The 15,118-nt window shown below is 44.5% G+C and carries 14 protein-coding genes; 2 read left to right on the top strand and 12 right to left on the bottom strand.

Going from position 1 to position 15,118, the window contains the following annotated elements:
• Window positions 1–17: 17 nt before the first annotated feature.
• The 8 genes from sufU to J1C81_RS02220 form a co-directional block, all read right to left on the bottom strand.
• A complete protein-coding gene (gene sufU, locus J1C81_RS02255) occupies window positions 18–455 on the bottom strand; it encodes a Fe-S cluster assembly sulfur transfer protein SufU (RefSeq protein ID WP_002916393.1) in 438 nt (145 codons plus the stop codon).
• A complete protein-coding gene (locus J1C81_RS02250; RefSeq protein ID WP_002916394.1) occupies window positions 442–1,674 on the bottom strand; it encodes a cysteine desulfurase in 1,233 nt (410 codons plus the stop codon). Before J1C81_RS02250 ends, sufU begins: the two co-directional genes overlap by 14 nt.
• Before the next feature lie 40 nt (window positions 1,675–1,714).
• Window positions 1,715–2,977, bottom strand: a complete 1,263-nt coding sequence (sufD, locus tag J1C81_RS02245) for a Fe-S cluster assembly protein SufD (protein WP_002916396.1) — start codon at window positions 2,975–2,977, stop codon at window positions 1,715–1,717.
• 41 nt (window positions 2,978–3,018) lie between these two features.
• Complete coding sequence (sufC, locus tag J1C81_RS02240; RefSeq protein ID WP_002893635.1) at window positions 3,019–3,789, bottom strand: Fe-S cluster assembly ATPase SufC; 771 nt, start codon at window positions 3,787–3,789, stop codon at window positions 3,019–3,021.
• An 89-nt stretch (window positions 3,790–3,878) separates the two neighbouring features.
• Window positions 3,879–5,045, bottom strand: coding sequence for a glycosyltransferase family 4 protein (locus tag J1C81_RS02235; RefSeq protein WP_002908072.1), 1,167 nt, complete (start codon window positions 5,043–5,045; stop codon window positions 3,879–3,881).
• Window positions 5,036–5,788: an adaptor protein MecA gene (gene mecA, locus J1C81_RS02230; protein WP_002911767.1), complete on the bottom strand. Its 753-nt coding sequence runs from the start codon at window positions 5,786–5,788 to the stop codon at window positions 5,036–5,038. Before mecA ends, J1C81_RS02235 begins: the two co-directional genes overlap by 10 nt.
• Before the next feature lie 174 nt (window positions 5,789–5,962).
• Window positions 5,963–6,805 (bottom strand): undecaprenyl-diphosphate phosphatase, encoded by an 843-nt coding sequence (locus tag J1C81_RS02225; RefSeq protein ID WP_002916397.1) that lies wholly within the window; start codon window positions 6,803–6,805, stop codon window positions 5,963–5,965.
• Window positions 6,806–6,944: 139 nt separating this feature from the next.
• Window positions 6,945–8,840 (bottom strand): DUF2207 domain-containing protein, encoded by a 1,896-nt coding sequence (locus J1C81_RS02220; protein ID WP_002916398.1) that lies wholly within the window; start codon window positions 8,838–8,840, stop codon window positions 6,945–6,947.
• A gap of 131 nt (window positions 8,841–8,971) precedes the next feature.
• Here J1C81_RS02220 and J1C81_RS02215 point away from each other — a divergent pair, with 131 nt between their 5' ends.
• A complete protein-coding gene (locus J1C81_RS02215) occupies window positions 8,972–10,537 on the top strand; it encodes an ABC transporter substrate-binding protein/permease (protein ID WP_002916399.1) in 1,566 nt (521 codons plus the stop codon).
• A complete protein-coding gene (locus J1C81_RS02210) occupies window positions 10,534–11,274 on the top strand; it encodes an amino acid ABC transporter ATP-binding protein (RefSeq protein WP_002893646.1) in 741 nt (246 codons plus the stop codon). The genes J1C81_RS02215 and J1C81_RS02210 overlap by 4 nt, the downstream gene beginning before the upstream one ends.
• A gap of 95 nt (window positions 11,275–11,369) precedes the next feature.
• On the opposite strand, the gene J1C81_RS02205 is transcribed toward J1C81_RS02210, so the two are convergent.
• The 4 genes from J1C81_RS02205 to ilvC all read right to left on the bottom strand — a co-directional run bounded on the left by J1C81_RS02205 (window position 11,370) and on the right by ilvC (window position 15,055).
• Window positions 11,370–11,585, bottom strand: a complete 216-nt coding sequence (locus J1C81_RS02205) for a hypothetical protein (RefSeq protein WP_002893653.1) — start codon at window positions 11,583–11,585, stop codon at window positions 11,370–11,372.
• Window positions 11,586–11,693: 108 nt separating this feature from the next.
• Window positions 11,694–12,626: an SPFH domain-containing protein gene (locus J1C81_RS02200; protein ID WP_002893654.1), complete on the bottom strand. Its 933-nt coding sequence runs from the start codon at window positions 12,624–12,626 to the stop codon at window positions 11,694–11,696.
• Between the two features lie 56 nt (window positions 12,627–12,682).
• A complete protein-coding gene (gene ilvA, locus J1C81_RS02195; RefSeq protein WP_002916400.1) occupies window positions 12,683–13,933 on the bottom strand; it encodes a threonine ammonia-lyase IlvA in 1,251 nt (416 codons plus the stop codon).
• Between the two features lie 99 nt (window positions 13,934–14,032).
• Window positions 14,033–15,055, bottom strand: a complete 1,023-nt coding sequence (gene ilvC / locus J1C81_RS02190; RefSeq protein WP_002916401.1) for a ketol-acid reductoisomerase — start codon at window positions 15,053–15,055, stop codon at window positions 14,033–14,035.
• Window positions 15,056–15,118 lie beyond the last annotated feature (63 nt).

Genomic DNA, 15,118 nt, shown 5'->3' with positions numbered 1-15,118 from the left:
AATTTCCTTTCACATTCTTACTTTTTATCTTCTTCAATTGCTCGCTTGAGGGCATTCCAACCCAAGGTCGCACACTTAATCCGCTGCGGGAATTTGGCAACGCCTGCTAAAAAGGCTCCATCTCCCAATTCTTTCTGGCGACTGTCTTCCTGGCCCTGAACCATCTGCGAGAAGACTTCTGCTAATTCCAATGCCTGCTCTTTTGTCTTGCCCAGAACCACATCCGTCATCATGCTAGCCGAAGCCGTTGAGATGGTACAGCCAGAATTTACAAAGGCAATATCCTCTATCTGATTTTCAGAATTAAACTTCACAGACAGACTGATAACATCCCCACAGGTCGGGTTATTGAGAACTACCTGCTCCACATCTTCCAGTTTCCCATGATGATGGGGGTGAGCTGAGTGGTCGGTCACAACCGCCTTGTAAAGACTGTCTAACTTAGAAAGCGCCATTGAAAAACTCCTTTGTCTTTTCTAAAGCATCTACCAGCTTGTCGCAATCTGCATAGGTGTTATAGATATAAAAGCTGGCCCGCACAGTCGCTGGCACCTGCAGATAGGTGAGTAAAGGCTGAGCACAATGGTGACCCGCCCGAACAGCCACTCCTTCGTAGTCTAGAGCTGTCGCGACATCATGCGGATGGAGACCATCCAGGTTAAAGGCAATCACGCCCGAACGCTGGGCCAAATCCTGAGAGCCATAAATGGTCAACCCTTCTACTGCCTGCAGCTTAGGAAATACATAAGCAATCAGGTCTTGTTCATGCTGAGCAATGGCATCCATACCCAAGTCTTCCAAATAATCAATGGCCGCCGCAAGACCGATTGCTCCTGCCATATTCGGAGTGCCGGCCTCAAACTTCCACGGGATCTCCTTCCAGGTAGCCTCCTGCTCATAGACAAAATCAATCATTTCGCCGCCAAACTCGACTGGCGACATCTCTTCTAGCAATTCTTCCTTGCCATAGAGAACCCCAATGCCGGTAGGCCCAGCCATCTTATGCCCTGAAAAGGCGAAGAAGTCCACATCCAAATCCTGCACATCAATCTTCATGTGCGGAATGGATTGAGCCCCATCCACCACTAAAAGTGCTCCTTGCTGATGAACCAGCTGGGCAATCTCTTTGATGGGATTGATGACACCGAGGACATTGGAAGCATGAGCCAGAGAGACAAACTTTGTCCGCTCATTGAGCTTGGCATGGAAATCCTCCATATCCAGAGCACCATCCTTGAGATAGACATAGACCAACTTGGCTCCGGTCTTCCTACAAGCTTCCTGCCAAGGAATGACATTGGAATGGTGCTCCATGATAGAAATTATCACTTCATCACCAGGCTGCAGCCTTTCAGCCGCAAGCTGAGCCACCCAATTAAGACTCGTCGTGGTCCCTCGTGTAAAGAGAACCTCTCTGCTAGAAGCTGCATTGATAAAAGAACGAACTCTTTCTCTGGCTGCTTCATAGGCTGCCGTTGCCCGCTCAGCTAGCGTATGCACACCGCGGTGGACATTGGCATTGTCTCTAAGATAGTAGTTTTCAATAGCTGCCAGCACCTGCTTGGGTTTCTGGGTTGTCGCCGCATTGTCCAAATAAACCAAAGGTTCATCATTGACAATTTGGTCCAAAATGGGAAAATCTTGCTTGATTGCTTCTGCATTAAATCCAGACATGAAGACTCCTATCTACTTACAGGGGACAAGGCCCAACTTTTTATCTTTTTGCGAGAATAATATCGATATTCTCAATCATTTCATCACGGACTTCCTTAACAGGGATTTCTACAATCACTGAGCCTAAGAAACCGCGCACGACCAAGCGTTCAGCCGTCGCCTTATCAAGTCCCCGACTCATGAGGTAATACATATCCTCCGGATCAACCTGGCCGATAGAAGCCGCGTGACCAGCTGTCACATCATTCTCATCAATCAAGAGAATTGGGTTGGCATCTGAGCGAGCCTGATCAGACAGCATGAGAACCCGGCTTTCCTGCTGGGCATCTGCCCCCTTAGCCCCTTTGATAATATGGCCGATACCATTGAAGGTCAGGGTTCCTTTTTCTAGGATAACTCCGTGCTGCAGGATATTTCCGATAGAGTTGCAGCCATAGTTAGTTACACGGGTGTCAATTCCCTGAACTTGCTTACCACTTGAAAGAGCCACCACTTTCATATCTGCATGGCTCCCCTTGCCATAGAGGTCACTATCGAAGTCAGCCACGACATTGCCTTCGTTCATAACGCCGATAGCCCAGTCAACCATAGCATCATTATCTAGCTTGCCACGGCGGCTGATATAAGCTGTGACATTTTCACCTAGGCGGTCAATAGCGGAAAACTTAATCTGAGCACCAGCCTGAGCAATAACTTCGACAGTGATATTGGCTGTTACGGGAACAGAGCCCTCACCGTAAGTTTCCAAGCGTTCCAAGTAGTTAACCTTGGAATGCTTGCCCGCGATAATCAAAATATGCTTGTTAAAAGGAACATCGCTTTCGCTGTCCTGATAAAAAATTCCTTCAATCGGCTGGTCAATCTCAACATTGTCCGGTACATAAAGAACCGCTCCGCTGTTGAAATAAGCCGTATGGTAAGCCGCTAATTTATCCTCGTCATACTTAACTGCGGACATAAAATGCTTCTCTACCAGCTCTGGAATCTCTTCCAAAGCTGTGTGGAAATCTGTGAAGATCACACCTTGCGCTGCCAAATCAGCCGGCAATTGCTCCAGAACAGTATGAGTTCCCAACTGAACAAGCTTGAGATTGTCATCTAAAGCTGTAAAGTCTGGAACACTTGTCAGCGGCTCACTCTCTGAAATACGGCCGTCGCCCAGATTCCAGCGATGAAATTTAACCCGCTCAATACGCGGTAACTCTAACTGGTCAATTTCATCAAAGGCCTGCTGGCGCAGTTGAAAGAGCCAATCTGGCTCTGCATGTAGCTGTGAAAATTCTTGAATCAATTCTTTAGTCATGTCATTCTCCTATCTTTTATAAAAGTCAAAAGAATGTTTGACTAGGCTTCTTCGGTATAGGTGAAGCCCAACTCTTCAGCCAATTTAGCATAGCCTTCTTTCTCCAAGCGGACTGCCAATTCAGGACCGCCAGAAAGAACGACTTTACCATCCATCATGACATGAACCACATCTGGAGTGATATAGTTGAGCAGGCGTTGGTAGTGGGTGATAATCATAGCACCAAAGCCTTCACCACGCATAGCATTAACCCCTTTGGACACAACCTTAAGAGCATCGATATCAAGACCTGAGTCAATCTCATCCAAGAGGGCAAAAGTCGGCTCAAGCATGAGCAACTGCAGGATTTCATTGCGTTTCTTTTCACCACCAGAGAAGCCTTCATTAAGGTAGCGCTCAGCCATTTCTTCTTTCATGTTGAGCAGTTCCATCTTTTCATCCAGCTTCATGATAAAGTCGCGGACGGAGATTTTTTCCTCGTCTTCTTTGCCAGCATTCATAGCTGCACGGAGAAACTCTGCGTTAGTAATACCAGGAATTTCACTAGGGTACTGCATAGCCAGGAAGAGTCCCATGCGAGCACGCTCATCCACTTCCAATTCTAAGATATTGACTCCATCAAAAAGCACTTCTCCTTGAGTCACTTCGTAGTTAGGATTGCCCATAATTGCTGCAGACAAGGTGGACTTCCCTGTTCCATTTGGGCCCATAATAGCTGCGACCTCTCCCGTTTTCAGAGTGAGATTCACCCCTTTGAGAATTTTTTTCCCTTCGATTTCAACATGAAGATCTTTAATTTCTAAGACAGACATTTCTTTTTCCTTTCTTTGCTTAGCTGATTTACATACTTTAGTATACCAAAAAAAAGCCCAAAAGGCTTTTATTTTGTTTAGAGCTATTCTTATTTATTCCTCTTTTGACGCCATTTCCGCCGAACTTCCTCACGGTAGGAGGAGTTCCCAATAAAGCGGAGAATATTGAGCAAAGGAGTACGATTAGGCCCCAAAACTCCGACCAGCTCAGCAAAGAGCTCAACACCCAGAAGTAAGCCTATCATCAAGAGCACGCCACCAATTCGACTGGAAACATTCAACAAGAGAGAAATCATGGCAAAGACCAGTGAAATCCCATAGATAACCAACACTGTTCCTCGATGAGTCAATCCCAAGGATAAGAGTCTGTGATGAAGATGGTGCTTATCAGGCGTGTAGAATTTCTGACCAGATAGAGTACGGCGGATAATCGCCAGAAAAGTATCCGTAATCGGCACTCCTAAGATAATCATAGGCGTCACCACCGCAACAGCCGTCGCATTTTTCAATCCTTGCAAGGACAGAACAGCAATCATAAAGCCGATGAAGAGAGCCCCCGTATCACCAAGATAGATGATAGCTGGGTGGTAATTGTAAGGGAAAAAACCCGCAATTGACAAGACCAAGACGAAAATAGTCAGGGTCAGAAAGAGATTGTGTTGGGGCAAAAAGAAGTAAGAAACAATCCCCATCGTCACCAAGGAGATGATGGACACCCCACTCACCAGACCATCCAAACCGTCAATCAAATTAACCGCATTGGTGATGGAAATAATCCACACCACTGTCAAAATATAGGATAGCCAAGGCTCAAAATGCAGGAAAGGTCCGCCAAAAGGAAGCTTAAAATCATCCAATCGGAAATCTGTCAGCCACCAGATTAGACTGGCTGCTAGAACAATTCCCCCCATTTTCAGCAGAGGCGATAGTTCTTTGATATCATCAACCAGCCCTGTAAAGGCAATAATCAAACCACCTAGAACGACCGGCCAAACATAATCAAAATAGGTCTGTCCAAAAAAATCTACAGCAACAATTTGCGGCATCAAGAGCAGAGTAGAGATAGAAAAGGCCGCTACAATCGCCAACCCGCCACTGCTAGGCATGGGCTTTTTATTGATGCGGCGAGCATTGGGATAATCTACCGCACCAATCTTAAAGGCTAAGAGCCGAACTAAGGGCGTCAGAATCACCCCGATAAAAAAAGTTCCCAGCAATACCAAGATAAACTTTAAAGGAAAAGTAATCATAGGCATTCAACCTTCTGCAGACCGGAGACGGCATCTGTCACCAAAAGCAGATGACCGTGCTCCTGCAGCACTGCCCGAGTGATATCTGAATCATCTGCGAATTCACGCATCTTAGCCAAAAGCCAAGCTGGATAGCGCTCTGGGAAGCCCTCAACATCTACTAAAATCGTCAAATAATAAGCTGAATCATACTTATAAAGCTCAGATAAGTCAATCTTATAGTCCACCGTCTGAGCAAAGGCCGCAGCAGCCTTAATATCTTCAAAGCGCAGGATATAGTATATATAGCGCTCTGCATTTTCTGCCGACTGCTCATCCGCCGCCTCCTGAGAAAGCTGCTCTCTTTCCTCTGCTTCGGCTGTTTCCAAAGATTGGACTGCTTCTATATCTTCCTTACTCTTTTCAAAAATGCTCTTTTCCAGTGTCTTGAGGAATTCGTCTGGAGACATATGAGACAGCTCGTCCATGTCTGGCAGATCTGCCAAATCCTCAAAACTCAGATTCTTATCTAATTTAGACTTGGTAACAAAAACATCCACCTTATCTGGTTTAGGTGTCACTCGAAAACTCAGCATACCGCTGTCCAAAAAATTATCCGGCATTTCCAACTCATCTAAGATGGTATAGAAAAACTCTTCCGTCTTTTCTTGGGGAACCAAGAAATCGGCCATTTCCATGCCGCGCTCTTCCAAATCTTCCAGCTGAATCGTGATTTTTATGGTCGAATCACTAATCTGTTTCATTTCCATATCTCTACCTCATACACTTCTAGTCCTACTATTATACTAAAAAATCCCCCGTATTTCAAAAAATAGCTAGTATTGGTCTGAAAACGGCAATTACCCAAAAAAGCTCTCAGAAAATTCCGAGAGCTTCTTATCTTACTACATTGGATAGTCAGGGGAACATTAAAATTGCTCCTTTTATCCCATCAAGGCTTTGATTGTTGCATAAACCAGAAGCACACCGCCTAGGCCAATCCGATATTTCCCAAAAGCAGTAAAGTCATGCTTTTTGACGTAGTCTGTCAGGAAACGAATCACGACTAGACTGACACCGAAGGCAACTCCCATGGCAACTAAGAGCAAGAAGATTTGCCCAAATCCTAGACTATTCCCATTCTTGATGAACTTAAGAATTTTCCAGCCACTAGCGCCAAACATAATGGGAATCCCTAGATAGAAAGTGAACTCTGTCACGACAGAACGGCTGACACCATTCAGGAGACCGCCGACAATAGTGGCACCAGAACGGCTAGTCCCAGGAAATAGAGCTAGAATCTGAAAGAGACCAATTTGCAAGGCAGTCTTGTAAGGAAGAGAAGCTAAATCTGTCACAGCAGGCTCCTCATGCTCGCGCCTTTCCAGATAGATAAAGGCCGCCCCATAGACAATCAGCATCACTGACACAGAGACCAGATTGTAGAAATGCGCTTCAAACCAATCATCCAAGAATAAGCCGATAACAGCAGCCGGCAAGGCTGCCACGACCACCTTGGCCCAAAGCTGCCAGGTCTTTTGAACCTGACGTGCTGACTTGCCCGGTTTAAAAGGGTTTAGCTTGTCAAAATAGATAACGACAACCGCCAAAATAGCTCCCAGCTGGATAACGACATTAAACATTTCCATAAAGGCTGGACTTTGATTTTTAAACTGGATAAAGTCTTGAATCAAAATCAGGTGCCCCGTACTGGAAATCGGCAGCCATTCTGTGATTCCTTCGATGATACCGTAAATAATAGAGATGAAAATTTCAATGATAAACATAGAATACTCCTGAAACAAGGGTTTACTCAAGGAAAGTCGCAGTTAAATTCCCAAAGAGTATTAGGTCTTATTATATCACAATTTCAAGGCTAGGAAAAGCCAGTACCAAGACTTTTCTGGCTAGGAGAGAGCTTATCTATCAGAAAGCTCCACCGCCTCCGCCGCCTCCGCCGCCGGAGAACCCACCACCTGAACTTCCGCCAGATGAGACAGAGAAATTGCTGGCTGTGGTGGCTACATGGCCGTAGTTTGAGAAGCTGTGCATACTACTATAGAAGGCATAGTGCAAGTTAGCCTGAACATAGCTGTCCATAGATGGATTTTCCAAGTGAATCTGACGCAGAGCCATGACACGGCTGACGCGATCTGCATAGCCAAAGAGGGTCGCATAGACCAAGAGACGGTTCCACAAGATAATGCCTTCGATTTCTGTCTTGTCCAGACGGGCAATATCTCGCAGCATATTTGAAAAACTTCTCCACAAATAGTAATCATGCGCGCCTTCATCATTCAGGACGCCATCTCGCCAATAAAGCTGCGCCTTACTAGCAAAAATACAAATCATAACAAGTCCCACCAGTGCTAAGGGAATATATATCCAGATAAGACTTTCAAAAGCTGCCATATAGACAAACAAAAATCCAAGAGAGAACAACAAAACAGCACTAGCTAGAATAATGGCAGTAATCAGTAACCTCTTTTCCTGAACTTTAAGAGGCCGGTAGTGGCCAAAGAGACCCAAACGCTTGCCCTCAGAACGCACTTCTTTAGATAAGGAGCGCAAACTGTTAGTAAATAAGGACTTGATATTGCTACCAATGTTACGGATATAGGACTCATCCGCAGAAGACTTGTGCTTATAAATATCTTCTGAAATTTGATAGGCTGAAAATAGATCTTTCACACTGGCTTGGGATTGCTTGTTAAAAGCCATGCCCAAAAAACGTCTCTCAAAGTCCGCTAGCCCATCATAGGTCGCTATTTGCAGAACAGGATTTTCAGCATCTCCCTGCAGGAGGAGATTACCCCTATCCAGCAGGTCTAACAGAGTCGCCTGAACCATGTTTTCAAAGTTCAGCGCTGCCTTGCCGCCCCTAGTTGGGTCGACATCCTCCATGTCTACCGCGTAAATATTTTCCGCCAAGACAAGGGGAGCCAAGTCCTGAGGAGCTTCGTATAGACGGGCATTCTTGGGATAAGACTGCTTAGGCTTGATCTTCTGGGCAAAGACAAAATAAAGAATAGCCGCTACAAGGATGGCACATAGGAGCAGCAAGGGCATATAAATCTCTCCTAGCTGCCGGTAAAAGACCGTCTTGCGGGCAATCTTTTCTTCCTGAGCTTTAAAGGTTGGCAAGTAGTCGCTCTCGTCTTCATTCTGGGACACAAGAGAGACCGCTTGTCGATCCCAATAGCCGTGGAGCTCGACATTATCGCCCGAGCCAATTCCATTGAGTTTGACCAGATAGTCAGTGCCATCCTTATCCACGAAAGGCTGGGTGCCAAAGTAGCCACTATGAGCAAAGAGCTCGCTCTTATCTGGATTGCTCAAGCCAGAAACTGTCAAGACGACCTCTCCTATCCCCTGGTCCCAGTCGCTGATAGGAGTCCAGTTGAGCTCAGCAATATCCCTGTGAAGAAAAAGGAGATTTCTCAGCTGCCAAGTTACAGTGACAACAACTCTGTCACCATCGTTTCCGGAGTTATAGATTTTGACTTCATAGCCATCTCCCAAGTCTTTGACTTGGGGGTTAATGTCCATATCTGGTTCACCATTCGTCAGAACCGAGACCGTCGGATTCCCATCAATGGCAAAGCCATTGGGCATCTTTCCAGCAGAGCCTAGCGACACAATCTGACCGTTATAGTCGTCATTAAATTTGTAGGTCACTTTTTCTGTATAGGTGGCTGTATTGTCCTCACGCAAGGCCAGATCGCCTTGATAGGATTCAATATCATAGTCAACAGCCGAGACAACCCGACCAAAACAAAGGCAGGAAAATAATACTAACAGGAGATAAAAATATCGTTTCATACTCAACCTCTCTTTACAGATATTTTGTTCTATTATATCATTTTTATCAAGTAAGGGCTTACTTGGATTGAAAAGAACGGTAATTTTCGATAGAATAGGAAGAACTATTATTAGATAAGCAGGAGAAACCCATGAAGAAATTATTACTCACTTTATTTACTGCCCTCCTGGTCGCTTTAGGAACAGCCCAAGTTATCCAAGCCGATGACTACCTGAGAATCGGTATGGAGGCAGCCTACGCCCCCTTCAACTGGACTCAAGATGACGATTCCAACGGTGCTGTAAAAATCGAAGGCACCAACCAATATGCCAACGGATACGATGTGCAGATTGCCAAAAAAATTGCTCAAGAGATGGGCAAGGAACCTCTGGTTGTCAAGACTTCTTGGAATGGCTTAATTCCTGCTCTGACTTCTGGCAAAATTGACATGATTATTGCGGGTATGAGCCCAACTGCCGAGCGGAAAAAGGAAATCGCCTTTTCCAACAGTTACTACACCAGCGAACCAGTTCTCCTAGTTCGTAAAGATGGAAAATATGCATCTGCTAAGACTCTAGAAGACTTCAAAGACGCTAAAATCACTTCCCAGCAAGGAGTTTACCTCTACAATCTCATTGACCAACTGCCTGGTGCCAAAAAAGAAACAGCTATGGGCGATTTTGCTCAGATGCGTCAAGCCTTGGAATCCGGCGTTATTGATGGCTATATCTCTGAGCGGCCAGAAGCCTTGACTGCCGAGACTGCCAACTCAAACTTCAAAATGATTCAATTTGAGAAAGGCTTTGAAGTTGGTGAAGAGGATGCTTCCATTGCTATTGGGATGCGTAAAGATGACAATCGTATCGAGCAAGCTAATGCAGCTATCGCTAAGATTACTACCAATGACCAAGTCAAGCTGATGGATGAGATGATTCAGAAACAGCCTGTTGATACGGATAGTGAAACAACGAATGAATCATTCTTCAGTCAAGTGGCTAAGATTCTGGCTGAAAACTGGCCTCAATTCCTACGCGGAGCTGAGTTGACCTTGCTTATTTCGATAACAGGAACCATCGCAGGTCTCATCATCGGACTGCTGATTGGCGTTTATCGGACAGCACCAGCTTCTAAGAATAAACTCCTAGCATCACTGCAAAAAATCTTTGGCTGGTTCTTAAATGTCTATATTGAGATTTTCCGCGGAACTCCCATGATTGTTCAGTCCATGGTTATCTACTACGGAACAGCTCAGGCTTTTGGAATTTCTATCGACCGGACTATCGCTGCTATTTTCATCGTCTCTATCAACACCGGAGCTTATATGAGCGAGATTGTCCGCGGTGGTATCTTTGCCGTTGATAAAGGGCAGTTCGAGGCTGCAACAGCACTGGGTATGACTCATGGTCAGACCATGCGCAAGATTGTTCTGCCTCAGGTCGTCCGTAATATTCTGCCTGCAACTGGTAATGAATTTGTCATCAACATCAAGGATACATCCGTGTTAAACGTTATCTCAGTGGTTGAGCTTTATTTCTCTGGAAATACTATCGCTACCCAGACCTACCAATACTTCCAAACCTTTACCATTATCGCTGTAATCTACTTTGTCCTGACATTCAGCGTAACACGCATCCTGCGCTATGTTGAAAAACGCTTCGACACAGACAACTACACGACAGGTGCCAATCAAATGCAGACAGGAGAAGTAAAATCATGACAGAAACCATTTTAGAAATTAAAAACCTCAAAAAGTCCTACGGTGAAAACCAAGTCCTCAAGGACATCTCCCTCACCGTTCATAAAGGAGAAGTAATTTCCATCATCGGCAGCTCTGGCAGCGGAAAGTCAACCTTCCTGCGCTCCATCAACCTTCTGGAAACGCCAACTGGCGGACAGATTTTCTATCGCGGCAAGAATGTCCTGGACGAGAATTACGACTTGACCCATTACCGTGAAAAGCTGGGCATGGTCTTTCAGTCTTTCAATCTCTTTGAAAATCTTAATGTCCTAGAAAATACCATCGTCGCTCAGACAACCGTTTTGAAAAAAGAACGGTCAGAAGCTGAGAAAATCGCCAAAGAAAACCTCAACAAGGTTGGCATGGGCGAGCAATACTGGCAGGCCAAGCCTAAGCAACTCTCAGGCGGTCAGAAGCAGCGGGTCGCTATTGCCCGCGCCCTCTCCATGAATCCTGACGCCATCCTCTTTGACGAGCCGACTTCAGCCCTCGACCCTGAAATGGTTGGGGAAGTTCTGAAAATCATGAAAGAACTGGCTCAGGAAGGACTGACTATGATTGTCGTAACCCACGAGATGGAATTTGCCCGTGATGTTTCCAGCCGTGTTATCTTTATGGACAAGGGCGTCATTGCTGAAGCTGGCAGCCCGCAGGATATCTTCACCAATCCCAAAGAAGAAAGAACCAAAGAATTCCTGCAACGCTTCCTCAGCTAAATTACTTCTATTTTCAAAAGCAAAAAGGAATCTGGAACTAAGTCCAGATTCCTTTTTTGATTTAATGAGCAATATCAGTTGCACAATTTTGAAGTTTAGTCTTCAAATTTTTCATGGTTTTTGTCGTAGAAATCAATCAAGCCAAGAGCTGTTTCAAAAGAGATATTTTTCACTTTTGCACGTCCTTGAGCAAGAGCAATGATAGACATTTCACGTGCATTTGTTTCTTTACTAATACGGTAACCGGTGATCTTCTTATCACGTACCCAACTAACAACAGATTCTACTTTCTCGAAATTAGATTTAGCCATTTCTTACTCCTCTCTATTCTAGCTACATCAACTACTATAATTGTTTTTATACAGTTTGTCAACTTAAACAAACCAAATTCGAACAAATTAAATAATTCTGAATTTTCTTTACTTAGCTTTGAGGGCTGAAAGTATCTGAGTCCGAATACTTTCGACACCTTCTGGATTTGCTGGAAGGAAGATGGTATTATTACCCGAACTATCTGCAAAATTATTCAGCGTATCCAGGTACTGATTGGTCAAAAGAATAGACATAATCTGCTCTTCTGTCAACTCAATGTTGGCGCCCTTCAATTCCTTGATCGAATCTGCCAAACCATCCACAATGGCCTTCCGCTGCTCGGCAATACCAACCCCATGCAGGCGGTCTTTCTCAGCTTCTGCAGAGGCAGCTGTCACAATCTTAATCTTATCCGCTTCAGCCAATTCCTGAGCAGCCACACGCTTACGCTGCGCCGCATTGATTTCGTTCATAGACTGTTTAACTTCAGCATCAGGCTCAACCTTGGTAATCAAGGTTTTGACAATGATATAGCCATAGGTCGACATTTCTTCAGCTACCTGTTTTTGGACCTCTAGGGCAATTTCGTCCTTCTTTTCAAAGAGCTCATCCAAGGTCAGTTTTGGAACGGAGGAACGAAGGGCATCTTCAATATAGGACTTAATCTGTGCTTCTGGCCGCATAAGTTTGTAATAAGCGTCAATCACGTTGTTCTCATTTACGCGATACTGGGTCGCAACATTCATAGTTACGAAAACATTATCCTGTGTCTTGGTCTCAACGACAATCTCGCTCTGCAGCAATCGCAGCTGAACACGAGCCGCTATCTTATCAATCCCTAAAGGAAGACGGAAATTGATACCGCTGCTGCTAGTTTTGTGGTAGCGTCCAAAACGCTCAATGATTGCCACAGATTGCTGACGAACCACATAGACTGCACTAAGCAACAAGAATATAAAGATTATGATCAATATGATAAAGAAAAATGGAATAAACAACATGTTCAAGCCTCCTTGATTCACTATAGTATATTCTAACATATTTAATTTGCAGTTTCAAACGAAAGCATACAAATTAGGCTAAAATATATTTACAATTAGACAAGCATATTGTAGAGTGTTTCATTCCCGTTCAGATTGATAAAGGACGGATCAAACTGCTCAATACGGTTAATCAAAGAAGCATAATCATGCTTATCTGCTAGGGAAATACCAATCAAAACTGGACCCGTTCCCTTGCTTGCCCGCTTGATATATTCAAAACGAGTGATGTCGTCATTGGGTCCTAAAATATCATTCACGAATTCACGCAAGGCACCTGGACGCTGCGGGAAGTTAACCACGAAATAGTGCTTGATACCATCATAAATAAGTGCCCGCTCTTCCATCTCTGGCATACGGTTGATGTCATTATTACCACCTGAGATAATGCAACAGATAGTCTTCCCCTTGATATACTCGCTCAGTACTTCCAAAGCAGCAACACTTGCAGCACCAGCTGGCTCTGCGACAATCCCTTGCTTGGAATATAGATCAATGATGGTCTCTGAAATAAGACCTTCATCTACACCAATAAGATTTTGAACATTCTTTTGTGTAACCTCATAGGTTGATGCACCGACCTTCTGTACTGCGATGCCGTCGGCAAATTTGTCGATTTCTTTAAGCTTGACCGGACCTCCAGCTTCAAAAGCTGCTTTCATACTGCGGGCACCGTTGGCTTCCACACCAATAACTTCGATAGCTGGCTGACTTTCTTTGATATAGGTTGAGACTCCTGATATCAGTCCGCCGCCGCCAACTGGTACTAAAACTGCATCAAAATCGATAGCTTCTCTCCTGGCCTCGTCTAAGATTTCATAGGCTACAGTCCCTTGACCCGCTTGGACATCTTCATTATCAAAAGGATCGATAAAGGTCCGGTTTTCAGCCTTAGTATAGTCAAGCGCAGCCTTGGCCGAAGCATCAAAGGTATCTCCAACCAATTTAATTTCCACAAATTCACCACCAAAGAAGCGGACTTGGCCAATCTTCTGCTGAGGAGTCGTGATGGGCATAAAAATAGTGGCTGGAATTTTCATTTCCTTACAAGTATAGGCCACTCCTTGGGCGTGATTTCCCGCAGAAGCACAGACAACCCCACGCTGACGTTCCTCTTCATTAAGTTGAGAAATGGCATAATAAGCCCCGCGGAGTTTAAAAGAGCGTACCCGCTGCATATTTTCCTTCTTCAGGTAAATCTTGGCCTGGTACTTCTCCGACAAATAGTGATCGTAGTCAAGCGGAGTATTGACAACCACATCTTTTAACACTTTATGAGCATGCGTGATATCTTTTGCTCTGAGCATATTTTTTCCTTCCCTGTCTTTCCAGTTTATTCTCTATCAAGCAAAACAAGGGGCTGGGAATTCGCATTCCAACCCCTAATGTCTTATCTGCTCTTTATCTTAATTATAAATCTTGAAAGCATCGTCGTCGTTTTTACCAACGAATGGCATTGCTTTACGCAATTCTGCACCAACCTTTTCGATCTCTAGATTAGCAGCCTGCTCACGGTAAGCAGTGAGTTTTGGACGACCAGCCTTATAGTCGTCAACGAAGTCGTTCGCAAATTTACCGTTTTGGATATCAGCCAAGACTGCCTTCATGTTTTCTTTGACTTGCTCAGTAATGACGCGCGGACCAGATACATAGTCACCGTATTCAGCTGTATTTGAGATAGATTGGCGCATCTTCTTGAAACCACCTTCGTAGATCAAGTCCACAATCAGTTTCATCTCGTGCAGCACTTCAAAGTAAGCCAATTCTGGCGCATAGCCTGCTTCAGTCAGAACTTCAAATCCTGCTTCAATCAGGGCAGTCAGACCACCACAAAGCACAGCTTGTTCACCAAAGAGATCTTCTTCTGTTTCTTCTTTATAAGTTGTTTCAAGAAGTCCAACACGAGCTGAACCAACACCTTTACACCAGTCCATGGCGATGTTTTTGGCATTACCAGTTGCATCTTGGTATACTGCGTAAAGTGCTGGAACACCAAATCCTTCTTCGAAAGTACGACGAACCAAGTGACCAGGACCTTTCGGTGCACACATGAAGACATCTACATCGGCAGGAACTTTGATAAATTCAAAATGGATGTTAAAACCATGAGCAAATCCAACTGCGTTTCCAGCTTCCAAGTTTGGAGCGATTTCTGCTTCATAGAGATCTTGTTGGATTTCATCTGGAGCCAAAATCATGATAACATCAGCCAATTTAGCCGCTTCTGCTACTGTATAAGTATCAAAGCCATCTTCTTTAGCCTTGTCAAATGACTTCCCAGGACGAACACCGATAATCACATCGTGGCCTGTATCACGCAAGTTTTGCGCATGGGCATGACCTTGTGAACCATAGCCGATTACGGCAATTTTCTTACCGTCAAGTGCTGCTACTTTTACATCTTTTTCGTATTCCATTGTTACTGCCATAAGTTTTACTCTCTTTTCTATTTTTATTGCCTGTTAGGCGGTTTTAACAAATTAAAGGTTTGG

The sequence above is a fragment of the Streptococcus sanguinis genome (genome assembly GCF_050225395.1).
GTDB lineage: Bacteria > Bacillota > Bacilli > Lactobacillales > Streptococcaceae > Streptococcus.
This window is presented reverse-complemented; position numbering and strand designations above follow the sequence as displayed.